This window comes from Streptomyces globosus (assembly GCF_003325375.1).
GTDB classification, from domain to species: Bacteria; Actinomycetota; Actinomycetes; order Streptomycetales; family Streptomycetaceae; genus Streptomyces; species Streptomyces globosus_A.
The window spans coordinates 145,224-165,897 of the sequence record NZ_CP030862.1; the positions used below are offsets into that span (position 1 = coordinate 145,224).

Below are 20,674 nucleotides of genomic sequence, written 5' to 3' on the forward strand. Positions count from 1 at the left end.
GATGTCACTCCGGCGGCAGTGACTGACGCTCGCAGCACCGCATGGGACACCTACTCGCAGAGCAAGCCCCAGCGGCGGAAGACCAACGCCAAGGGCGAGACCACATGGTTCAACTGGACCCAGTACCCGGACCACGGCCCCGGGTCCGACGTGCTCAAGCTCAACCCGGGAGACCGCGTGCTCGATCTCGGATGCGGGTCTGGTGGGAACGCCGCTCACCTCGCAACGCTCGGCATGAAGTCCGTCGGGATCGACCTCTCCGCCAAGCAGCTCGACAAGGCACGCGAGCGGTGGCCAAGCGTGGACGGGATGGAACTCCACCAGGCCGACGCCCTCACCTACCTCGGAGACACGTTCACGATCTTCGATGCGGTCTACAGCGTGTTCGGCGCTACCTGGTTCACCGACCCCGGCCTACTGCTGCCGATGGTTCACGCGAACCTCAAGCCAGGTGGCGTCTTCGCCTTCTCCCAGCGGCCCCCGGTTGAAGGGTGCTACGGCTGCCAGGCGTCATACATCCAGCGCGGGCCCGAAGAAGACCCCGCTGTCGTCAAGCGGTGGGACTACGAACCCGATGTGTGGGCGCTGATTCTCAAGGAACACGGCTTTGTGGACGTATCAGCGGCCGTGCTTGCCCCACCCCGCGGTAGTCGGCGCACAGGAACCCTGTTCGTCCGGGGCGTCCAAGGAGGCCAGTCCGTGGTGGAGCGGATCCCGTAGCTGCGCAGGACAACGGCGTCGTACGGTCGTGATCCGGTGTTCATGGGCCAATGGCAAGCTTGAAGGATGAACGATGCCGCCCCGGCGCCCACCCCCGCGCCCCGCCGTGCCCGTGTCCGTGCCCCCGAGCTGGTCGGGAAGGGGGGCTGGCTGAACACCGGAGGCAAGGAGCTGTCCCTCGCCGACCTGCGGGGACGCATTGCAATTCTCGATTTTTGGACATTTTGCTGCATTAACTGCCTCCACGTCCTCGACGAGCTCCGCGAGCTGGAGGAGAAGCACCGCGACACCGTCGTCGTCATCGGGGTGCACTCGCCGAAGTTCGTGCACGAGGCCGAGCACGCCGCCGTCGTCGATGCCGTCGAGCGGTACGAGGTGCACCACCCCGTCCTCGACGACCCCGAGCTCGCGACGTGGCGGCAGTACGCCGTGCGCGCCTGGCCGACCCTCGTCGTGATCGACCCCGAGGGGTACATCGTCGCCCAGCACGCCGGCGAGGGGCATGCGCACGCCATCGAGCGGCTCGTCGGAGAGCTGGAGGCCGAGCATGCCGCCAAGGGCACGCTGCGGCGCGGGGACGGCCCGTACGTGCCGCCCGAGCCGGTCGCGGGCGACCTGCGGTTCCCCGGGAAGGCGCTCGTGCTGCCGTCGGGGAACCTGCTGGTGTCCGACTCGACGCGGCACCGGCTCGTCGAGCTGGCGCCGGACGGCGAGACCGTCGTCCGGCGCGTCGGCAGCGGCGAGCGCGGCTTCGGGCCGGACGCCTTCAGCGAGCCGCAGGGCCTGGCGCTGCTGCCCGACGGGAAGGTCGTCGTCGCAGACACCGTCAACCACGCGCTGCGCACGTACGACCCGGCCACCGGGGCCGTGGAGACCGTCGCCGGCACCGGCCGCCAGTGGTGGCAGGGCTCGCCCACCGCCGGCCCGGCCCTGGAGGTGGACCTGTCGTCGCCGTGGGACGTGGCCTGGTGGCAGGACCGGGTGTGGATCGCGATGGCGGGCGTCCACCAGCTGTGGACGTGGGACCCGGCCGCCGGCACCGTGGCCGTCGCCGCGGGCACGACCAGCGAGGGGCTCCTCGACGGCCCGGCCGCCGAGGCCTGGCTCGCCCAGCCGTCGGGCCTCGCCGCGGCGGGGGACCGGCTGTGGGTGGCCGACTCCGAGAACAGCGCGCTCCGGTACGTCGAGCGCGCCGAGGACGGCGGGTACGTGCTGCGGACCGCGGTCGGCACCGGCCTGTTCGACTTCGGCCACCGCGACGGCGACGCCGCGCAGGCGCTGCTCCAGCACCCCCTCGGCGTGACGGCCCTGCCCGACGGGTCGGTCGCCGTGTGCGACACGTACAACCACGCGTTGCGCCGCTTCGACCCGGCGACCGGCCAGGTCACGACGCTGGCCACCGACCTGCGCGAGCCGAGCGGCGCGGTCCTCGACGGCGAGGACATCGTGGTCGTCGAGTCGGCGCGGCACCGGCTGACCCGGCTGCGGCTGCCGGAGGAGGCCGTGCGGGTGGAGGCGGTCGCGCACCGGACGCAGCGGGCGGCGACCGAGGTCGCGCCGGGCACGCTGCGGCTGGACGTGGTCTTCCAGGCGCCGGGCGGGCAGAAGCTCGACACCCGGTACGGGCCGTCGACGCGGCTGCTGGTGTCCTCGACCCCGCCGGAGCTGCTGCTGTCGGGGGAGGGCGCGGGGACGGACCTGTTCCGCGAGCTGGCGCTGAACCCGGAGGTCGCCGAGGGCGTGCTGCACGTGTCGGCGATGGCGGCGTCCTGCGACGACGACCCGGCCAACGAGTACCCCGCGTGCCACGTGCACCAGCAGGACTGGGGTGTACCGCTGAAGGTGGCGGAGGGCGGGGCGGCCCGGCTGCCGCTGGTCCTCGCCGGGATGGACGACGGGGCCGCGGCCGGGGCTTGATCCCGCGCCGGGGCGGCGCCGGGGGCGCGGGCCCCCGGCGCCGCCCCGGACCGCTATGTCGCGCTTGCCTCGTCGGCGCCCGCCGCGGCCGCACCGCTGTGCGCCGCGCCGGGGCCGGAGGCGGCCGACTCTCCGCGGCCGGCGCCCTCGATGGCGGCGACCAGCAGGTTCGGGTCCTTGTCGGTGGCCAGGGAGGATGCGCTCGCGACGTATACCCGGCCGTCCCGGACCGCGACGGACGTCGGGCCGGAGAGCCCGTCCCGCCGCGTCAGCATGGTGCTGCGGGTCCCGTCGGGGCGGACGAGGACGACCTCGTCGGAGGCGGGCAGCGCGGCGACGACCGTCATGCCGTCCCCGGCGAACGCGAAGTCGTCGATCCCGGCGAGCCCGGTGGCGTGGGTCTCGACGGCGCCGGCCGTGCCGTCCTCCCGGACGGGGATGCGCAGCAGGGTCCCGCGGTCGGAGTTGGAGACCCACACGGCGCCGTGGTGCACCTTGATGCCGTTGGCGCCGGCGGACGTGACCGGCTCCAGCGGGGCGCCCGCGGCCCAGGCGGTCACGGAGGCGTCGTGGAGGGAGATCCGCCAGATGGTGCCGAGGCGGGAGTCGGCCGCGTAGAGGAGGCCGTGGCGCTTGTCGAGGGCGAGGCCGTTGGCGTGGCCGTCGGCGGGCAGGCGGGCGAACAGCCCCACGGTGCCGTCGGGGCGGATCCGGTGGATGCCGGTCCGGTCGGTGCCGGTGACGTACGGGACGTACAGGCTGCCGTCGTGCGTGCGCACGATGCCGGTGACGGCCGCGGCGCCCGCGCCCGGGGTCCCCGGCGGCGCCGCCTCGGGGAGGGTGGCGATGACGCGGGTGTGCCCGCCGGCGTCGGCATGCGCGACCTGCCGGGCGAGCGCGAAGGTCAGGTACGCGGAGCCGTCGGGGTCGAGCGCGATGTTCTCGGGGGTCTGCCCGTCCTCGTGGCTGTAGTGCGCGATGACCCGCGGGTCGGACAGCCGGAACGCGGACGGGCCCGTCGGGGCGGGATCCGCCGGCGCGGGATCCGCCGTGGGTGCGGCGGCGGGTGGCGGCGGCGGGATCGCGGAGGCGGGGGCGGGCGCGGCGGCGAGCAGGGCGAGCGCGGCGAGGGCGAGGGCGGGCGCGGCGGCGCCGGAGCTGCGCCGGGTCCGGGTCGTGCGGGGGGCGCGGGGGGAACGGGGCACGGGACTCTCCTTGCCGGCCGGAGCCGAAGGGGGTGGGAGGGAGAGCCCCAGAACAGCATGACGCGCCCTCACCGCCCCTGCCCCGCGCGGAGGTTCAGCGGCACTTCCCCCCGCCCGGCCCACGCCCGTCCCGCCACCCGGCCCACGCCCGGCCCTCCCCTGACGGGGGGCGGCTCAGCCCTCCAGGAACGCCGTCAGCGCGTTCGCCAGCAGGTACGGGTCCTCGGCGCCGCACAGTTCGCGCGCGCTGTGCATCGACAGGATCGCGACGCCGATGTCGACCGTCTGGATGCCGTGCCGGGCCGCGGTGATCGGGCCGATCGTCGTCCCGCAGGGCATCGAGTTGTTGGACACGAACGTCTGCCACGGCACGCCGGCCCGCTCGCAGGCCGCCGCGAACACCGCCCGGCCGGTGCCGTCGGTGGCGTACCGCTGGTTGACGTTGACCTTGAGGATGGGGCCGCCGTTCGCCCGCGGGTGGTGCGTCGGGTCGTGCCGCTCGGCGTAGTTCGGGTGGACGGCGTGCCCGGTGTCGGAGGAGACGCAGAAGCTGCCCGCGAAGGCGCGGGCGCGGTCCTCGTAGCTGCCGCCGCGCGCGAAGACGGAACGTTCCAGCACGTTCCCCAGCAGCGGGCCGTCGGCCCCGGTGTCGGACTGGGAGCCGTTCTCCTCGTGGTCGAACGCCGCCAGCACCGGGATGTGGTCGAGGGCCTTCCCGGAGGAGGCGACGGCGGCCAGCGCCGCGACACCGGCGTGGACGGAGATCAGGTTGTCCATGCGCGGCCCGGCGACGAGCTCCCGGTCCCGCCCGAGGTAGGCGGCCGGCTCGATCGAGTGGACCATCAGGTCCCAGCCGGCGACCGAGCCCTGCTCCAGCCCCTCCTCGTCCTCCAGGAAGCCGATCAGGTCGCCCTCGTGGACGTCTCCCAGGCCCCAGATCGGCTGCATGTGGCGCTGCTTGTCGAGCTTGAGGCCGTCGGAGTTGACCGCCCGGTCGAGGTGCACGGCCAGCTGCGGCACGCGCATCAGCGGCCGGTCGATGTTGACGAGCCGCTCGCTGCCGTCCCGCAGCGTCAGCCGTCCGGCCAGGCCCAGGTCGCGGTCGAGCCAGGTGTTGAGCAGGGTGCCGCCGTAGATCTCGACGGCGATCTGCCGCCATCCGGCCGACCCGGTGTCAGGAAGCGGCTTGACGCGGAGGTTGGGGGAGTCGGTGTGCGCGCCGACGATGCGGAACGGGGCGTGCGCGGCGGCGCCCTCCGGGACGAACCACGCGATGAGCGCGCCGCCGCGGAGCACGAACCGGCCCCCGCTGCCCGCGTCCCAGGCGTCCGTCTCCGACACCTGGCGGAACCCGGCCTTCTCCAGCCGCTCGGCCGCGTTGGCCACGGCGTGGTACGGCGACGGACTGGCCGTCAGGAAGGTCATCAGATCGTCGGTGTGGCCGCGGTCGAAGCGGGCGGGAGAGCTCATGTGGTTCACCTTAACGACGGTCGTGTTCGCCTAGGCCGGACTGCGGCGGATAGCCGGCAGGACCGGTGGGCGGACGGTGTGCTCCGCGGTTCCGGCGGCTTCTCAGCCCGGCGGCCGCTCGAACCGGCGCTGCAGCTGCCGGCGCTCGCCCCGGCGGATGCGCGGGAGCATCTCCGGGGCCGCCGCGGAGCGCTGCGCGCGTCTCTTGCGTCCGGCGCAGAAGATACAGGCCTCGCCGGGGGGCGCGTCCGGGTCGATGGGCGCCCCCGGGTGTTCGGAGCAGCCGGAGGCGTTCCGCGGCCGGGACAGCTCGCGGGCCACGATGAACGCCCGGTGCACGTCGTCGGCGAGCCGGACGAAGTCGTCGGAGGGGGAGGAGAGGGTGAGGTGGAAGCGGCGCTCCTCGACGCTCCGCAGGTGCGTGTGGAGGGCCTGGAGGGTGTACGGCGGGTCGGGCACGGGGTAGCCGAGCCGGCGCTGCTCCCCGGCGGGCGGGCCGGCGAGCCGCGCGGCGGCGTCGCGCCCGGCGCGGCCGCCGCGCTCGCGCAGGCCGCGGCGGCGGCGGTCGTTGCAGATCAGGCAGCGGCCCCAGCCGTCGGGCGCCTCGGGGTCGAGGGCGCCGTCGGGGTGCTCGGGGCAGCCGGTGTGGCTCTTGGCGGGCGCGAGCCCGGCGGCGGTCCGGAAGGCGGCGTAGAGGGCGTCGGCGACGGCCTCGTACTCGGTGGGGTGCGCGCCCTCGTACAGGTCCCGCAGGTGGTCGCCGAGGCTGCCGAGGGCAGCCTGGAGCTCCCTGAGGGCGTACGGGCGCCCGGTGGGGACGGAGTACCCCCTGCCGGCGGCGTGCTGCTCCTGTGGACTCATGTCTACGAGCGTCCCACGAAGCACGGACATCCCGGGAATCGCGGCCCGCTCGGGGCTGGGCGGGGCCGGGCGTACGGCAGCGGCCGGACCCCCGGGCGGGGGGTCCGGCCGCCGTGCGGACCGCGGGGCGGCCGCCTTGCCGTGGCTCTAGAAGGCGGCCTCGTCGAGCTCCATCAGGGAGTTGTCGACGGCCTCGGCGAGGCTGCGCTGCACCGAGACGCCCGGGAGGACCTGGGACGCGAAGAACTTCGCGGCCGCGATCTTGCCCGTGTAGAAGGGGACGTCCTTCGCGGAGGCCGTCGCGAGCTTCTCGGCGGCCACGGCGGCGCCCCGCAGGAGCAGGTAGCCGACGACGACGTCGCCGGACGCCATCAGCAGGCGGGTGGTGTTCTGGCCGACCTTGTAGATGTTCTTGACGTCCTCGCCGGTGGCGGTGAGGTCGGTGATCATCTGGCCGACGATGCCCTCCAGGTCGACGGCGGCCTTGGCGAGCGCGTCGCGGGCCGCGGCCAGCTCCTCGCCGCCCTCGGCGCCGGCGAGGAACTTCTTGATCTCCTCGGAGAGCCGGTTCAGGGAGGCGCCCTGGTCGCGGACGATCTTCCGGAAGAAGAAGTCCTGGCCCTGGATCGCGGTGGTGCCCTCGTACAGGGTGTCGATCTTGGCGTCGCGGATGTACTGCTCGATCGGGTACTCCTGGAGGTACCCGGAGCCGCCGAAGATCTGCAGGGACTCGGCGAGCAGCGCGTAGGAGCGCTCGGAGCCGTAGCCCTTGACGATCGGCAGGAGCAGGTCGTTCAGGCCGACCTCGGCAGAGGCGTCCTCGCCGGCGGCCTGCTTGACCGCGATGGAGTCCTGGACGGCCGCGGTGTAGAGCACCAGGGCGCGCATGCCCTCGGCGTACGCCTTCTGCGTCATCAGCGAGCGGCGGACGTCGGGGTGGTGCGTGATGGCGACCTTGGGGGCGGTCTTGTCCATGAAGTTCGCCAGGTCGGGGCCCTGGACGCGCTCCTTGGCGTACTCCAGCGCGTTCAGGTAGCCCGTCGAGAGCGTCGCGATGGCCTTCGTGCCGACCATCATGCGGGCGAACTCGATGATCATGAACATCTGGCGGATGCCGTCGTGCTTGTCGCCGATCAGCCAGCCCTTGGCGGGGTGCTTGTCGCCGAAGGTCATCTCGCACGTGTTCGAGGCCTTCAGGCCCATCTTGTGCTCGACGTTCGTGGCGTACACGCCGTTGCGCTCGCCCAGCTCGCCGGTCTCCCAGTCGAAGTGGAACTTCGGGACGAGGAAGAGGGACAGGCCCTTGGTGCCGGGGCCGTGGCCCTCGGGGCGGGCGAGGACGTAGTGGAGGATGTTCTCCTCCATGTCGTGCTCACCGGACGTGATGAAGCGCTTCACGCCCTCGATGTGCCAGGAGCCGTCCTCCTGCTGGACCGCCTTGGTGCGGCCGGCGCCGACGTCCGAGCCCGCGTCGGGCTCGGTGAGGACCATGGTGGAGCCCCAGCGCTTCTCGACGGCGATCTGCGCGATGCGCTTCTGCGCCTCGTTGCCCTCCTCGTGCAGGACGCCGGCGAACGCCGGGCCGGAGGAGTACATCCAGACGGCCGGGTTCGAGCCGAGCAGCAGCTCCGCGTAGGCCCAGATCAGGGAGCGGGGCGAGGTGGTGCCGCCGATCTCCTCCGGCAGGCCGAGGCGCCAGTACTCCGACTCCATGAAGGCCTCGTAGCTCTTCTTGAAGGAGGCGGGGACCGGAGCCGTGTTGGTGGCGGGGTCGAAGACCGGCGGGTTGCGGTCGGCGTCGGCGAAGGACTCGGCCAGCTCGTTCTCGGCGAGGCGGGCGATCTCCGACAGGATGCTCTTCGCGGTCTCGGCGTCCATCTCGGCGAACGGGCCGGTGCCGTACAGCTTGTCGCGGCCGAGGACCTCGAAGAGGTTGAACTCGATGTCGCGGAGATTCGACTTGTAGTGCCCCATGGCGACGGCTCCGTTGTGGCTCGGGAAGGACGGTTCCTCGTACGTACCAATCGGTAACGTCATGATGCTACCCGCCGGTAATAAGAAGCAACCCCTCGCCCGCCCACTGTGACCAGGGTCAAAGCTCGCACCAGACCGTCTTGGTGCCGTCCTCCCCCCGGTCGACGCCCCACCGCAGCGCCACGGCGTCCAGCAGGGCCAGCCCGCGCCCCGACTCGTCGGTTCCGGCCGCCCGCCGGAGTACGGGCCGCGCCTGCGCATCGGGATCGGTGAGCTCGACCCGCACGCGGGCTGCCCTTCCGGTGATCCGCAGGGTGACGGGAGTGCCCTCCCCGACATGGGTGATCACGTTGGCCAGCAGCTCCGTCACACAGAGCTGAAGCTCCGGACACGGCCTGCCGAGGTGCTCGCGCACGGCGAGCCGGACCTCCGGAACCGCCTTCGGTACGGCGATCAGCCCCACCGCGAACGGCCTCACGGGCGTCCCGCCCGCAGGGCGGCGGCGAGCCGGGCCGCGGTCCCGGCGTTGCAGTTGCCGAGGGCGATCAGGGGCGGGATGTCGTACGTCCCCGCGTAGGAGGGGAGGTGAAGGTCGAGCGAGGGCAGCGTGATCCCGTGCGCGGCGAGGGCGGCACGCAGCTCGATGAGGGCGTCGATGGCCCGGCGGTCGGCGGTGGGGTTGCTCATGAGGCTTCCTTGCTGCTGCGGAACGTGACGAATCGCTCACAGCGTGCGGCCGATCTGCGTAGCGTGGGAAGGGTTTGGGGTTCCACGGTGCGAGGTGTGGAAAGGCGGGCTTGTGGCCGCGCGCAAGGACATCGACGGCTCGGTGAGTGTGCCGGCGTTCTACGGCAAGGAACTGCGCTGGAAGCGGGAGGCGGCGGGCCTCACCCTCCAGCAGACGGTGGAGGGAAGCTTCTATGGGGCCAGCTACCTGAGCGAGATCGAGCGGGGCCACCGGCGCATGCCGGAGGACCTGGCGCGCCACGTCGACCGGGTGCTGAAGACAGACGGCTTCTTCGCCCGGTGCTGCGAGGACGTACGGAAGGCCCGCAGGGGCGCGCATGCGGAGTACCTGGCGCCCGTCGTTGAGGCGGAGGCGCGGGCGCTGGCCATCGATGAGTGGAGCAACTCGCTCATCCCCGGCCTGCTCCAGACCGAGGCGTACGCGCGAGCGGTCATCAATTCCACGCACCCGCGGGACCTGGCGGAGGAGGTGGAAGCGAAGGTTCGTGCCCGTATGCAGCGGGCAGCTCTGTTCGAGGACCCGAAGAGGCCCGAGTACTGGACGATCCTGCACGAGTGCCTGGTGCGCCAGTCGCTGCTGCCGTCAACCGAAATGGCCGAGCAGCTCGACCACATCGCCGCTTTGGCGCGTCGGCGTCGCATCGTTCCACAGGTCCTGCCATGGAGTGCGGCTGTCCAGCCGTTCCTCGGGACCCCGCTCCTGCTCATGGAATTCGAGGCCGAGCCGCCGTTCGCGTACACGGAAAGCCCGTATCACGGGCAGGTGGTGGACGATCCGGCCCTCGTGAAGCGGTACCGCAGGTCATACGATCGGCTCAGGGCTGCCGCGCTGCCGCCGGAGGAGTCCCTGGCCTTGATCGAGCAAGCTGCCGAGGAGTACAGAAATGGCAATGAACCTAGGTGAGTTGGGTGCCGTGGTCTGGCGCAAGAGCAGCTACAGCAACGGCGACGGTGGGAACTGCATCGAGGTGGCAGTCGGCGCTGCCGGGGTCGTCCCCGTGCGGGACTCCAAGCGGCCGACTGGCCCGGTGATCACGGTGACGGCCGCGGCGTGGGCGCCCTTCCTGGACGGGATCAAGGGGGCCCCTTGACCGGATCCGGGCGCCTGGCGGCCCCCCGCCCTCGGTAGGCTGGCAGCCATGTACGGCTACGACCAGAATCCGGGCGCCCAGCAGCAGTACGCCCCGCCCCAGCAGCCGATGCCCGGGGCAGGGTACGAGCAGCCGCTGTACCCCGAGCCGTCCCCGCCCTCCCTCGCGGACGCGGTGCGCGCCTTCACCACCGGCTCGCTGTCGGCCGAGGACTTCCAGCAGATCTTCGCCACCTCCAAGGTCTACTGCCCCCGGGGCGAAACTCCCGGCTTCCTGGCGCTGCACAACACGCAGCAGCCGGTGATCCCGATGTTCACGACGCTGAAGGAGCTCCGCCGGTACGCCGGGAAGGAGTCCAAGTACTTCGTCATCACCGGCGCCGAGGTGATCGACCTGCTGCCGACCGGGTACGGCTTCGTCCTCGACATGGAGGGCGACCACCGGATGGTCTTCGACGCGAAGGCGGTCGAGCAGATGGTCGACTACGCCATGCGCCGCATGTATGGGTAGACGTCCTCCGGACGTCACGGGCACGCGGCGGGCGGGCCGCGCGGCGAGGGCGGCGCGGCCGTGGCCCGGGCGGGTGCTGGGCGCCGCGTTCGCCGTGGTGCTCCTCTCGGCGGCCTCCCTCACCGGCATCCTGGCCACCGCGGCCCTCGGCTGGACGGGGACCCCCGGCCTGCTGACCGCGGTGGCCTGCCGCGAACAGGCCGGCGGCAGGGGGTCCACCACGAGCTGTTACAGCACGTTCGCCCCGGACGACCCGCACGCGGCCCGCGAAGCGGTCAGCGTGGACTGGCCCCGCGGCACCGAGGGCGCGACGAAGCACGTACGGATCACCGTGCTGGGTGTCCACCAGCAGGAGGACGCCCTCGAAGCGGTACTGCTCCTGGCGGTGACCGCTGGCCTCTGCGGTACCGGCGCTCTCGCCGCCTCCGCGGCCCGACCCCGCTGACCGCCGCAGCCCGACCGCCGCGCCCGGCTGCGCCGCGCCCTCAGTCCTGCGGCGTCACGCCCGGCCCGCCCCGGCGGGCGAGGCGGAAGAGGACCTTGGCGTACACGGTGGTCGCAGCCGCCGTCACGGTGGTGATGACCGCCAGCGCGAGGACGCCCATCAGCGCGGGCCACTGGCGCATGGCGTCGTCCTCGCACCGGGTGTCCTCGGACACCGGGCCGACCAGCGGCCCCGGGCACAGCGGCCTGTCCCCGTAGTCGGGGCCGTAGTCGGCGAGCAGCAGGAACGCGAACCATCCCCAGACCACCAGGGCCAGGATCATCCACCCGATCGACCACGCCTCGACACGGCCGGCCTGCCGCTCCTCCTCGGTCCGCGGGGCCGGTGTGGCGGCCACGGGATCAGGCGTGTGCTGCGTGGGCGAGTCGGCGGTCATGTGTCCCCTTCGGTTCGGTGGGTGCCTGGTCGGCATGGTCGTGCAGCGGGGGAGACCGCGAGAACGGCCTCCCCCGCGTTCGATGGCGGTGTCAGTTCTGCGGAAGCCGCACCGCCGGGCACCGGTACTGCTGGACGGCCGCGTCGACGAAGGCCTGGAAGACCTCCCGCGGCGCGGCGGAGCCCCGGTCGTAGAGCACGTCCAGGTACTCGGTGCTCCCGCGCATGGAGACGTAGACCCGCGACCTTCCCCGCACACAGGTCTGTGGCGGCGAACACGTTCGTGTCCGACCACAGGAACAGCCCGGAGAGGACCGACAGCCCCGCGCAGCCGGCGACGGCGGCCATCACCTTCTTGTTCTTCATCGCCTTGATCCTGCTTCCGGGCCGGGTTCCTGCTCTAGACCGTTCCCTGCACCCTCAGCTCTTCGGCGTCCCGCAGCCGCGCTCCGCGGTCACGGCGTCGGCGAACGCCTCGAACAGCGCCGTGCGGGCCTGCGACGCCTTGTCCATTCCCTCGTCGAGGAGCAGGTCGCTGTAGGCGTCGTTGAGGCTCATGCCCAGGTAAAGGTCGCCGTCCTTGCAGGTGGTGACGGTCCGGCCGCGTTCGCGGGTGGCCGCCTTGTCCTGGCGTACCCCCTGGGTCAGCACGGGGTCGTCGCTGACTGCGAAGTCGATCCGCGGTGCTCCGGACCCCTTCAGGTCGAGGCTGCACACCCGGGTCCGGGACTGCTTGCCGGTGGTGTGCTCCGTTCCCTGCTCCGCCTTGCCCTTGACCAGAGCTGCCTCGGGCAGCCGGAATCCGGGAATGCCGCACGCGTTGGCCGGGTCGGTGGGCTGCGGCGCACCGGCCGGCCCCTGCGTGCGTGCGGGATCCTTCAGGACTCCTGCATCCGTGCAACCGAGGCCGTCGGCCACGTGCCGGGCCCCGGACATCGCCACACGGGCGAGCGCCGCGGGTGTGCTGCGGCCCTCCGCGAGATTCACCTTGAGCACAGGAACCTGGGATTCCTTGGAGTTGGGCCGCGCCGCGCCGGGGCAGCCGACCGGAAGCAGGACCCACGCCTGCGTCTCGGAGGCCGCACCGGTCGCTCCACCGACGAAGTAGGAGAAGGAGGCGGCGTCCTTCCACAGCGCGGAGCCGGTCCAGGCGAAGTCCGCCTTGTCGAAGGACAGCTCGGCTTCCAGACGGGGCTGCTCGTGGTTCAGGAACTTGTTGGTGCGCTGCACCTTGCACGAGAACGAGTAGTACGGGTCGGACCCGTCCTGGAGGCTCTGCTGGACCATCCGGCCGGGGCCGGGGAGCGCGGAGGCTGCCTCGGAGGAGGCGAGGGCGCCGGCGCAGAAGCGGTCCGGACCCAGGGCATCGGTGTTCCACCAGGTGAGCAGCCCGGCGCAGCCGGCCAGGGCGACCGCCGCGGCCAGTACGGCGGCCGCCCGCCCGGGGCGCGTACCTTGTGTGCGTATGGCCATGGACTACTTCCGTTCCCGCAGTGCGTCGTAGGCGCTTTCGCGCCCGCTCGTGTAGCTCTGTCCTGCTTCCCGCTGGGCGGCGTCGATCATGGTGTCGGACTGCTGCGTCTGCGCGCCCCAGCTCTCGAAGATCTGGTTGAGGTCGTCCCGGGCGGCGTCGTTGCCGGAGCTGATGCGGTCCCGGGCCAGCAGGCCCTGTTCCGCTGTGACGCCCTTGAGCCACTCGTTCCAGTAGCCGTCGACGACTCGCTGGGCCATGTCCCCGACGACCGGGATGCCGGTGACGGCGCCGCCGACGACGTGGTAGCCGTAGACGCGCTGGTCGCCGGCCTTGCTCAGCTCGCCGTCCCGCTCGCCCAACTTCACGTCGCCGCCGATCGCGTTGTACGCGCCGTTGGCCTCACCGATCTTCGCGGCCAGGTTCTTGACGGCCTCGGGATCGGACAGGTCCTGCGTGGTGAGCTGATGCGCTGTGTAGCGGCGCTCGGCCTCGTGCAGGAGGAAGAAGTTCTCGGGGTCCTCGGAGACGCCGCGCATGATGCGGAGCATGCTGCTGCGGCTGTTCTGGATCCGGGAGTCGTTCCCGTCCGAATCGGAACCGGGCTGGCCGCTCATGGTGCCGTCGCCGACGATCGTGTCCACCATGTCCGGGGTGTACGAGGCCAGTGCCCTCGCAAGCGAGCCGCGCATGCTCTCGTAGTCCGGTTGCTTGAGCAGGTTGTCGCCGTTCGCCTTCGAGTCGTCGCCGTCCCTGCCGGTGGCACTGCCGTAGTCGAGAAGGTTGATCGTGTCGTGCATGATGCGGGCCTGAGCCTCGCTGTGGCGGCCGAGTTCGGCGCCCGGCGAGCCGGCCGGGCGGCCCGTCGTGGCGGCCTCGATGGCCAGGCCCAGTCCGGCGCGGGCGTCCTTGTCGAAGGTGTCCTTGCCGGTGACCTCGATATTGCCGTGCCAGTCCGCCGTGTTGACGACGTTCCAGTCGCGCTCGGTCATCAGGTACTTCAGGCGGTCGTTCTTCGGGTCGGCACCCGGGTCAAGGTAGCCGGTCGCCGCCTCGCCACTGCGGCCCATGAGGCCAAGCGCACCGTCGACGGGGTCGTTGGCGAACCAGCCGCCGTTCTTGCCCTCGAACCTACCGTGCAGGTCCCAGACGTCCTTGTCCTTCTTCTCCGCGGCGATCATCTGGTCGGTGAGGTCGCCGAGGAACTGCGGGGAGTAGCCGCTGCCCTGCTGCATGAGGGTGACGAGGCCCTGGTAGCCGCGGATCTCCTGGCCCTGGCCGCGCGTCATCGGGGCCTTGTCACCCGCGACGTCCAGTTCGAACTTGTCCAGGCCGGCCTTCTTCAGGTCGCCCATGAAGTCGTTGTAGAACTTCGCGTCGGAGCTCTTCGACCACTTCTCGTACGCCTCCCGGTACTCCTTGGAGCCGTAGGGAGGGTTCTTCTTCCCGTCCTCGAAGACCACCTGCGTGGCGTTGGAGACGGTGTTCGCCAGCATGTTGTTCGTGTCGCCGTACAGGCCCTTGCGGCCGGAGTCGCTGCCGTGCGCGCCGTTGTTGAGCGTGTTCGACAGCTTGATCGTTCCTTCGGCGCCGCCGATGGCCGTCACGAAGTCGCGGCCGAAGTCTGTGTGGTGCTTGAAGGCGGTGTTGCCGTTGTCGCGCAGGATGCGGTTGAGGCTCTCGACATCGGCGTTCGAGACCTTCTCGCCGTTGTTGAGGCGGGTGGCGACGTCCTTGGCGTGCTCCAGCTCGTACTGCTCGATGTCGCTCTTCGCGCCCGCGTTGAAGCCGCTGCCCGTGGCGTCCTTGCCGCCGGGTATGCGGTCCTTGTTGCTGTCCTTGACGGCGCCGGCGAGGGCCATCTTCACGCCGGCGTCGGCGTCTTCGAAGGCCTTGACGTACTTCTTGATCTGGCCGGCCCAGTCGTTGGCCGCCTTGTTGTAGTCCGCGAGCAGCTTCTGGCCGTCGGGGTCGTGGACGTACGCGTAGCGTTCCTGGGCCGTCAGGTCGGGGCGGACGTTGCCCTCGTCGTCGACGGCCATCTTCGCCTTGCGGGCGTCCGCGACCACCGACTCCAGGCGCTGCTTCAGCTCCGTGAACTGCCCGTGGGCGTCCCGCAGCAGGTCCGCGATGGCCTTCGCCTGCGTCTGTGCGGCCCCGTACTCGTACTGCGTGCCCGCGAAGTTCGTGTGCGCGGTGCCCTGGGCTATGCCCTGCCAGGTGGTGTTGCCCTGCGCCAGCCCCTGCGTGGCGGCCGCGTAGGCCGACTCCGCCTTCTTGAAGTCGCTCGCCATGTCGTCCCAGGCCTTGGCCGCGGCGGTGAGCTTGTCGTACTGGGCCGACATGACCTTCTTGTACGTGAGTCCCATGCTCTACAGCTCCCCTGTCAGCGGTACGCCTCGACGCCGGGCTCCGGCGCGGGCTTCAGCAGCGGGCGGAAGCCGTTGTATATCTCGCTGTCCTGCCCCAGGAACATCCGCCGTGTAACGGCAAGGTTGTGGGACTCCGTGGCCAGGCGGCTCAGCAGGTTCTTGACCTGGTTGTCCCAGGTCGTCTCGACCGTCTTCAGGCCCGCCGCCGTGTCCCAGCCCGAGAAGGCGGTGATGGCGGAGGCCGTCTCCTCGTCGGCCTTCTTGGCGGCGGTCTCCGTCTGCGTCTTCACCTCGCCGCCGAGCTTTCCGGATGCGATCTTCTTCTTCGACTCGTCGCTGCCGAAGTCGGCCGAGCCGCCGCCTCCGCCGCCGTCCGGTGCGGCGAGCTGGTTCAGACGCATGGCGGGGTTCTGACGTGCCGCCGCCTCCGTGCGCAGTTGGGCCCATTCCTCGTCGAAACCCATCGTCTCCCCCGTGGTGTTTTCGAGATCGTGGTGTCGCCTTGGACGTCAGTTCTAGCAAGGTGTGCGGCTGTGAAGGGCGGGGCGGAGGCCACCGGAAGTGGATCGTGATCTTCAGTCCACCCTGTGTTGGGTGCATGTCACGGAGCGTGGGTCGCCGGTGCGGGAATGGCGGGCCGGGAGTCTGTGTTCTGGCAGGTGGCAGAAAGTTTTAGATTCAACTAAACTCGGTGCAGAAGGAGGTTCCGACCATGCCTGCAGTGACTGTGGAGAACCCGCTGACGCTTCCCCGCGTCGCCGAGCCGGGCCCGGAGGCCGCCGCCCGCAGGGTGCTGGCCGTCACGACCGCTCCCGGAGGCTTCGAGGGCGAGGGATTCCCGGTGCGCCGCGCGTTCGCCGGGATCAACTACCGCCACCTCGACCCGTTCATCATGATGGACCAGATGGGCGAGGTGGAGTACGCGCCGGGCGAGCCGAAGGGCACCCCCTGGCACCCCCACCGCGGCTTCGAGACGGTCACCTACCTGATCGACGGCACGTTCGTCCACCAGGACAGCAACGGCGGCGGCGGCGTCATCAACGGCGGCGACACCCAGTGGATGACCGCCGGCTCCGGCCTCCTGCACATCGAGGCCCCGCCGGAGTCCCTCGTCGTCAGCGGCGGGCTCTTCCACGGCCTCCAGCTGTGGGTGAACCTCCCGGCCTCCGACAAGATGATGCCCCCGCGCTACCAGGACATCGGCGGCGGCAAGGTCACCCTGCTGACCACCCCGGACGGCGGCGCCCTGCTGCGCGTCATCGCCGGCGAGCTGGACGGCCACAGCGGCCCGGGCATCACCCACACCCCCATCACGATGATCCACGCGACGGTCGCACCGGGCGCACAGCTCACCCTGCCGTGGCGCGAGGACTTCAATGCCCTCGCCTACGTCCTGGCCGGCCAGGGCAGCGTCGGCACCGACCGGCGCCCCGTCCACACCGGGCAGACCGCCGTCTTCGGCGACGGCGGCTCGCTGACCCTGCGCGCGGAGGCCTCCCAGGACTCCCGTACGCCGGCCCTGGACGTCGTCCTCCTGGGCGGGCGCCCCATCCGCGAGCCGATGGCGCACTACGGGCCGTTCGTCATGAACAGCCGGCAGGAGCTCCAGCAGGCCTTCGACGACTTCCAGGCCGGACGGCTGGGGACCATCCCCACCACGGCCCGGGAGCGCACCAGGACGGCGGAGCAGCACTCCTGACCCGCCGAGGTCCCCGATCCGGCCCGGCCCCCGTCCCCCGAGGGCCGGACCGCCCCCGGCCGGCCCGGTCCCGCCCCCCTGGACCGGGGCCGGCCGGGCTCTGCCCGGTCACAGGGCAATACAGCCAGTGCTGTGACCCGGTGAACCTTCCCGGCCACAGCACTAGCGGCGCAGTGCCTCCGCCGGCTGGGTACGCGAGGCCCGCCACGCCGGGTAGAGGCCGGCCAGGATCCCCGTCACCAGGCCGATCAGCGGCGCCGCGGCCACCGTCGGCGGTGACATCACCGGCGTCCAGTCGCGCAGCGCCGACACCCCGACGACGGTCAGCGTGCCCAGCGTCGTCCCGACCAGCCCGCCCACCGCGCCCTGTGCGGCGGACTCGGCGAGGAACTGGGCGGTGATGTGCCGCCCGCGTGCCCCGAGCGCCCGCCGCAAACCGATCTCCCCCGTGCGCTCCAGCACCGCGACGAGCGTGGTGTTCGCGATCCCCACCGCGCCGATGACCAGGCAGATCGCCGCCAGCAGCAGGAACAGCTGGTCCAGGTCGGAGGTCACCCCCGAGCGCAGGCCCCGCGGATCCGGCGGCGGCTCCGCCGCCATCCACTCCGGATGGTCGGGGCGCAGCGCGAGCGGCAGCTCCGCGGCGACCTGCCGGGCCGCACCCAGCTGCGTCACCACCAGCATCCGGGCCCGCTGGGCGTTGTCGGGCGGCCCCCACAGCCGCTCGGCGGCCCCGCGCGGCACCATCACCGACAGCAGCAGGTCCGGTTTGCGCTCGGCGCCGTCCGCGATCCCGACCACGGTGAACGGGTGCCCGCCGACGAACACGGCGGGCCGGCTCTCCAGCGTCGTGATGCCCAGTCGGGCCGCTACCGCGCGGCCGACCACCGCGACCTGCTCCGCGCGCCCGTCGTGGAAGGAGTCGTACGCCCGCCCCGAGCCCAGCGTGAGCCCGGCAGCCCGCAGCATCCCCGGGGACGCGGCGACCACGGGGATGCGCTCGCCGGCCTCGCCCGCGACGGGCGCGGAGCGGACCGTCGCCGCCTCGCCGAGCGGCACCGGCCAGAACACCCCCGCAGCCACCACCCCGTTGAGGGCGCCGGCCCGGCCGTCCGCGTCGCGCGGGAAGGCGTTGGGGACCTGCAGGGCGAGCTGCGGGTCGGCGCCGCCCGCCGTGTCGCGGACGCCGACCTCGGTGGCCGTCAGCGCGTTGAACCGGCTGTCGATCTGCGAGGAGGCCGTGGCGGTCAGCCCGAGGATCGCCACGAACGTCCCGACGCCGAGGACCGTGCCCAGGCCGGTGAGCGCGGAGCGGGCCGGCCGCTGGAGCATCCCGGCGAGCGCCTCCGAGACCAGGTCCCGGGCCGACAGCCGGGACGGCGGGATGTCCGGAGCACCGCCGGACCCGCGGCGCCGGGGGAACCTCACGGCGCGGCCTCCTCGGTCAGGATCCCGTCCCGGATGGCGACGGTCCGCGCGCCGCGCGCCGCCACCTGCGGGTCGTGCGTGATGACCAGCAGGGTCAGCCCGTCCCCGTGCAGCTCGTCCAGGAGCGCCAGCACCGACGCGGCCGTCACCGTGTCCAGGTTCCCGGTGGGCTCGTCGCACAGCAGCAGCGACGGCTCCGCGACCAGCGCGCGGGCGACGGCGACGCGCTGCCGCTCGCCGCCCGACATGCGGCTGGGCAGGTGCCCGGTGCGGTGGCCGAGCCCGACGCGCTCCAGCGCCGTACGGGCCCGGGCGGCGCGCTGCCCGCGCGGGACCCCGTTGTAGACCATCGCGAGCAGGACGTTCTCCAGGGCGCTGCGGTGCGGCAGCAGGTGGAAGGACTGGAAGACGAAGCCGATGCGCTGCCCGCGCAGGGCAGTGCGGTCCCGGTCGGGCAGCGCGCCGGTGTCGATGCCGTCGAGGAGGTACCGTCCGGCGGTCGGCGCGTCGATGAGCCCGGCGACGTTCAGGAACGTCGACTTGCCCGAGCCGGAGGGGCCGACGACGGTGACGTACTCGCCGCGCCGCACCGTCAGCCGGCACGGCTGCAGCGCCTCGACGGGCGGAGGGCCCGGATAGGTGAGGCCGACGCCCTCGAAGCGGACGACCGGCGGCGCATCCGCGACCGGCCCGCCCGCGGGGGTGCCGTTCACGGCGGTCCCCCTCACGGTGTGGCCCGCGCGACCAGGACGCGGTCCCCGTCGGCGAGCGCGCCGCCGCCGACCGGCTCGACCTGCACCATGCCGTCGGCGGACATCCCGGCCCGGACCTCCACGCGGCGCCGTGCGGCGGTGTCGGCGGGATCCGCGCCGAGCACCGTGACCGTGGTCCGGCCGTCCGCGCCCGCCGACACCGCCGAGAGCGGGACGACGAGGACCGGCTCGCCGGAGGAGGCCGCCGTCACGGTGAGCCGGACGCCCTGGCCGGCGAGGCGGGCGTCGAGCGCCTGGTCGGGGGTGACCGTCAGGGCGTACCCGCCGGGATCCGGGGCGCCGCCCGGTGCGCCGTCCGCGCCGCCGCCCGGCTGGGCCGCCCCCGGGCCCGCGCCGCCGGGGCCGCCGGCCGCCGGGGCGGGGGCGTCGGCGACGGAGGCGACCGTGCCGGCGGCGGTCAGTCCGGTGGCCTCCGACAGGACCTCCACCTTCATGCCCGTCTTGACCAGCTCCCGCTGGTGCGCCGGGAGCGAGGAGCGGATCACCGGTGCGCCGGCCGACACGACCAGCAGCCCCTCGGGGACGGGCTCGCCGACCGCGGCCCGCACTGCGTCGACCCGCGCGGGAAAGCCCTTGAGGAAGACCAGCTCGTCGGCCGGGACCATCGGGCCCGCCGCCGCGCGGGCCGCCTCCAGTCGCCCGGCGGCCTTGGCGAGGTCGGCCTGCGCGAACGCCAGCTGCTGCTGAGCCTCGGCGGTGTCCGCACCGCCGGCCTCCTTTGCCTTCGCCAGGGCCGTCTTGGCGGTCATGACCTGCCGTTTCGCGGCGTCGACGGCGTCCTCCGCCGCCTGGATCCGCTCCGTGTCGCCCGGGTCGGCCGGCCGGGGCGTGTAGCCGAGCGCGGTGTAGAGGGCGGTGACGGCGGCCTTGGTGCCGGGGCCGTACGTCCCCGACGGGTCCTTGCCGGTGGAGTGGCCGAGCGCCCTGAGGCCGGCCTGGAGCTGGCCCACGTCCTTGCCGGTCGCTCCCGGCTTGAGGTCCCGGTACACGGGCAGGGCTCCGGCCAGCGCGAACACCGGCCGTCCCGACACCTCGACCAGCACCTCGCCGGCCTGTACGGCGGCCCCTGGCTGTTTGGCGACCCGGGTCACGACGGGCTTGCCGCCCCCGCCCGCGGCCGCCGCGGCCCCCGCGCCCGGCGAGAGCGCCACCACCTGCTCGGCGGCGACCGTGCCGCGGACGACGACGGAGGAGGTGAGCACACGGCGCTCCACGCGGTCGGACAGGACGGAGGCCGGCGGCGGTGCCGCATCGGCGGCTACCTGGGCGGGGGAGCGGATGGACGCGCCGAGCGCGACCCCGGCCCCGGTCAGCAGGACGGCACCGGCGACGACCCAGGCCAGCATCCGCCGGCGCCGCCGCAGCGACCCGCCGTCGCCGTCGCCGTCGCCGCTTCCGGCACCGGCACCGTCGGCACCGGCGCTGCCCGGGGCGGAGCCCTCGGCGGGCGGCCCCTCCGCCTCGGCCCCGGTCTCCCGCTCTGCGCCCGCCTCCCGCTCCGCGTCCGTGTCTGCCGTCGGCGGCTGTTGATGTTTCACGTGAAACCCGGTCTCCCG

21 protein-coding genes are annotated in these 20,674 nt (G+C 72.6%); 7 read left to right on the forward strand and 14 right to left on the reverse strand.

Annotated elements, in window-relative coordinates; genetic code table 11:
• The first annotated feature begins 18 nt into the window (after positions 1 to 18).
• Entirely contained in the window at positions 19 to 720 is a 702-nt protein-coding gene (locus tag C0216_RS00650) for a class I SAM-dependent methyltransferase (protein WP_114053365.1), read from the forward strand.
• 66 nt (positions 721 to 786) lie between these two features.
• Positions 787 to 2,637: an NHL domain-containing thioredoxin family protein gene (locus C0216_RS00655; protein ID WP_114053366.1), complete on the forward strand. Its 1,851-nt coding sequence runs from the start codon at positions 787 to 789 to the stop codon at positions 2,635 to 2,637.
• Between the two features lie 53 nt (positions 2,638 to 2,690).
• Here the strand turns inward: C0216_RS00655 and C0216_RS00660 are convergent, their stop codons facing one another.
• The 6 genes from C0216_RS00660 to C0216_RS00685 form a co-directional block, all read right to left on the reverse strand.
• Positions 2,691 to 3,842 (reverse strand): SMP-30/gluconolactonase/LRE family protein, encoded by a 1,152-nt coding sequence (locus C0216_RS00660; RefSeq protein WP_246042236.1) that lies wholly within the window; start codon positions 3,840 to 3,842, stop codon positions 2,691 to 2,693.
• Positions 3,843 to 4,016: 174 nt separating this feature from the next.
• Entirely contained in the window at positions 4,017 to 5,312 is a 1,296-nt protein-coding gene (locus C0216_RS00665; RefSeq protein ID WP_114053367.1) for a M18 family aminopeptidase, read from the reverse strand.
• A gap of 102 nt (positions 5,313 to 5,414) precedes the next feature.
• Positions 5,415 to 6,173 carry a hypothetical protein gene (locus tag C0216_RS00670; RefSeq protein WP_114053368.1) on the reverse strand — a complete coding sequence of 253 codons (759 nt, stop codon included), beginning with the start codon at positions 6,171 to 6,173 and terminating at the stop codon, positions 5,415 to 5,417.
• A gap of 147 nt (positions 6,174 to 6,320) precedes the next feature.
• On the reverse strand, positions 6,321 to 8,147 hold the full coding sequence (locus tag C0216_RS00675; RefSeq protein ID WP_114053369.1) for an acyl-CoA dehydrogenase: 1,827 nt from the start codon (positions 8,145 to 8,147) through the stop codon (positions 6,321 to 6,323).
• Between the two features lie 118 nt (positions 8,148 to 8,265).
• On the reverse strand, positions 8,266 to 8,625 hold the full coding sequence (locus tag C0216_RS00680) for an ATP-binding protein (protein ID WP_114053370.1): 360 nt from the start codon (positions 8,623 to 8,625) through the stop codon (positions 8,266 to 8,268).
• Entirely contained in the window at positions 8,622 to 8,834 is a 213-nt protein-coding gene (locus C0216_RS00685) for a hypothetical protein (RefSeq protein WP_114053371.1), read from the reverse strand. The genes C0216_RS00680 and C0216_RS00685 overlap by 4 nt, the downstream gene beginning before the upstream one ends.
• A gap of 112 nt (positions 8,835 to 8,946) precedes the next feature.
• Between C0216_RS00685 and C0216_RS00690 the strand changes: the two genes are divergently transcribed.
• From C0216_RS00690 to C0216_RS00705, 4 genes are read left to right on the forward strand one after another with little or no spacing between them, the layout of a single operon-like run.
• Positions 8,947 to 9,798 carry a helix-turn-helix domain-containing protein gene (locus C0216_RS00690; protein WP_114053372.1) on the forward strand — a complete coding sequence of 284 codons (852 nt, stop codon included), beginning with the start codon at positions 8,947 to 8,949 and terminating at the stop codon, positions 9,796 to 9,798.
• Complete coding sequence (locus C0216_RS00695; protein WP_342777082.1) at positions 9,779 to 9,985, forward strand: DUF397 domain-containing protein; 207 nt, start codon at positions 9,779 to 9,781, stop codon at positions 9,983 to 9,985. Before C0216_RS00690 ends, C0216_RS00695 begins: the two co-directional genes overlap by 20 nt.
• 48 nt (positions 9,986 to 10,033) lie before the next feature.
• Positions 10,034 to 10,495 (forward strand): SseB family protein, encoded by a 462-nt coding sequence (locus C0216_RS00700; RefSeq protein WP_114053374.1) that lies wholly within the window; start codon positions 10,034 to 10,036, stop codon positions 10,493 to 10,495.
• Positions 10,488 to 10,940, forward strand: coding sequence for a hypothetical protein (locus C0216_RS00705; RefSeq protein WP_162793093.1), 453 nt, complete (start codon positions 10,488 to 10,490; stop codon positions 10,938 to 10,940). Before C0216_RS00700 ends, C0216_RS00705 begins: the two co-directional genes overlap by 8 nt.
• A gap of 40 nt (positions 10,941 to 10,980) precedes the next feature.
• On the opposite strand, the gene C0216_RS00710 is transcribed toward C0216_RS00705, so the two are convergent.
• The 5 genes from C0216_RS00710 to C0216_RS00725 form a co-directional block, all read right to left on the reverse strand.
• Positions 10,981 to 11,376 (reverse strand): hypothetical protein, encoded by a 396-nt coding sequence (locus C0216_RS00710; RefSeq protein WP_114053376.1) that lies wholly within the window; start codon positions 11,374 to 11,376, stop codon positions 10,981 to 10,983.
• Positions 11,377 to 11,467: 91 nt separating this feature from the next.
• Positions 11,468 to 11,602 (reverse strand): hypothetical protein, encoded by a 135-nt coding sequence (locus C0216_RS34900; RefSeq protein WP_281277898.1) that lies wholly within the window; start codon positions 11,600 to 11,602, stop codon positions 11,468 to 11,470.
• A gap of 193 nt (positions 11,603 to 11,795) precedes the next feature.
• Complete coding sequence (locus C0216_RS00715) at positions 11,796 to 12,848, reverse strand: hypothetical protein (RefSeq protein ID WP_114053377.1); 1,053 nt, start codon at positions 12,846 to 12,848, stop codon at positions 11,796 to 11,798.
• A 3-nt stretch (positions 12,849 to 12,851) separates the two neighbouring features.
• A complete protein-coding gene (locus tag C0216_RS00720; protein WP_174250326.1) occupies positions 12,852 to 15,215 on the reverse strand; it encodes a hypothetical protein in 2,364 nt (787 codons plus the stop codon).
• 17 nt (positions 15,216 to 15,232) lie between these two features.
• Positions 15,233 to 15,682, reverse strand: a complete 450-nt coding sequence (locus C0216_RS00725) for a hypothetical protein (protein WP_114053378.1) — start codon at positions 15,680 to 15,682, stop codon at positions 15,233 to 15,235.
• A 248-nt stretch (positions 15,683 to 15,930) separates the two neighbouring features.
• Between C0216_RS00725 and C0216_RS00730 the strand changes: the two genes are divergently transcribed.
• Complete coding sequence (locus C0216_RS00730) at positions 15,931 to 16,917, forward strand: pirin family protein (protein WP_114053379.1); 987 nt, start codon at positions 15,931 to 15,933, stop codon at positions 16,915 to 16,917.
• A 162-nt stretch (positions 16,918 to 17,079) separates the two neighbouring features.
• On the opposite strand, the gene C0216_RS00735 is transcribed toward C0216_RS00730, so the two are convergent.
• The 3 genes from C0216_RS00735 to C0216_RS00745 are packed head-to-tail and all read right to left on the reverse strand — an operon-like array spanning position 17,080 to position 20,656.
• Complete coding sequence (locus tag C0216_RS00735; protein ID WP_246042238.1) at positions 17,080 to 18,345, reverse strand: ABC transporter permease; 1,266 nt, start codon at positions 18,343 to 18,345, stop codon at positions 17,080 to 17,082.
• On the reverse strand, positions 18,342 to 19,058 hold the full coding sequence (locus C0216_RS00740; protein ID WP_114053380.1) for an ABC transporter ATP-binding protein: 717 nt from the start codon (positions 19,056 to 19,058) through the stop codon (positions 18,342 to 18,344). Before C0216_RS00740 ends, C0216_RS00735 begins: the two co-directional genes overlap by 4 nt.
• Positions 19,059 to 19,069: 11 nt before the next feature.
• Positions 19,070 to 20,656 (reverse strand): peptidoglycan-binding domain-containing protein, encoded by a 1,587-nt coding sequence (locus C0216_RS00745; RefSeq protein WP_114053381.1) that lies wholly within the window; start codon positions 20,654 to 20,656, stop codon positions 19,070 to 19,072.
• Positions 20,657 to 20,674: the final 18 nt, after the last annotated feature.

Excerpts from the sequence above, each read along its gene's own strand:
- C0216_RS00655 (WP_114053366.1), top strand. The coding sequence starts at position 787 with ATGAACGATGCCGCCCCGGCGCCCACCCCCGCGCCCCGCCGTGCCCGT.
- C0216_RS00665 (WP_114053367.1), bottom strand. The coding sequence starts at position 5,312 with ATGAGCTCTCCCGCCCGCTTCGACCGCGGCCACACCGACGATCTGATG.
- C0216_RS00670 (WP_114053368.1), bottom strand. The coding sequence starts at position 6,173 with ATGAGTCCACAGGAGCAGCACGCCGCCGGCAGGGGGTACTCCGTCCCC.
- C0216_RS00675 (WP_114053369.1), bottom strand. The coding sequence starts at position 8,147 with ATGGGGCACTACAAGTCGAATCTCCGCGACATCGAGTTCAACCTCTTC.
- C0216_RS00685 (WP_114053371.1), bottom strand. The coding sequence starts at position 8,834 with ATGAGCAACCCCACCGCCGACCGCCGGGCCATCGACGCCCTCATCGAG.
- C0216_RS00695 (WP_342777082.1), top strand. The coding sequence starts at position 9,779 with ATGGCAATGAACCTAGGTGAGTTGGGTGCCGTGGTCTGGCGCAAGAGC.
- C0216_RS00700 (WP_114053374.1), top strand. The coding sequence starts at position 10,034 with ATGTACGGCTACGACCAGAATCCGGGCGCCCAGCAGCAGTACGCCCCG.
- C0216_RS00705 (WP_162793093.1), top strand. The coding sequence starts at position 10,488 with ATGGGTAGACGTCCTCCGGACGTCACGGGCACGCGGCGGGCGGGCCGC.
- C0216_RS00710 (WP_114053376.1), bottom strand. The coding sequence starts at position 11,376 with ATGACCGCCGACTCGCCCACGCAGCACACGCCTGATCCCGTGGCCGCC.
- C0216_RS34900 (WP_281277898.1), bottom strand. The coding sequence starts at position 11,602 with ATGCGCGGGAGCACCGAGTACCTGGACGTGCTCTACGACCGGGGCTCC.
- C0216_RS00715 (WP_114053377.1), bottom strand. The coding sequence starts at position 12,848 with ATGGCCATACGCACACAAGGTACGCGCCCCGGGCGGGCGGCCGCCGTA.
- C0216_RS00720 (WP_174250326.1), bottom strand. The coding sequence starts at position 15,215 with ATGGGACTCACGTACAAGAAGGTCATGTCGGCCCAGTACGACAAGCTC.
- C0216_RS00725 (WP_114053378.1), bottom strand. The coding sequence starts at position 15,682 with ATGGGTTTCGACGAGGAATGGGCCCAACTGCGCACGGAGGCGGCGGCA.
- C0216_RS00730 (WP_114053379.1), top strand. The coding sequence starts at position 15,931 with ATGCCTGCAGTGACTGTGGAGAACCCGCTGACGCTTCCCCGCGTCGCC.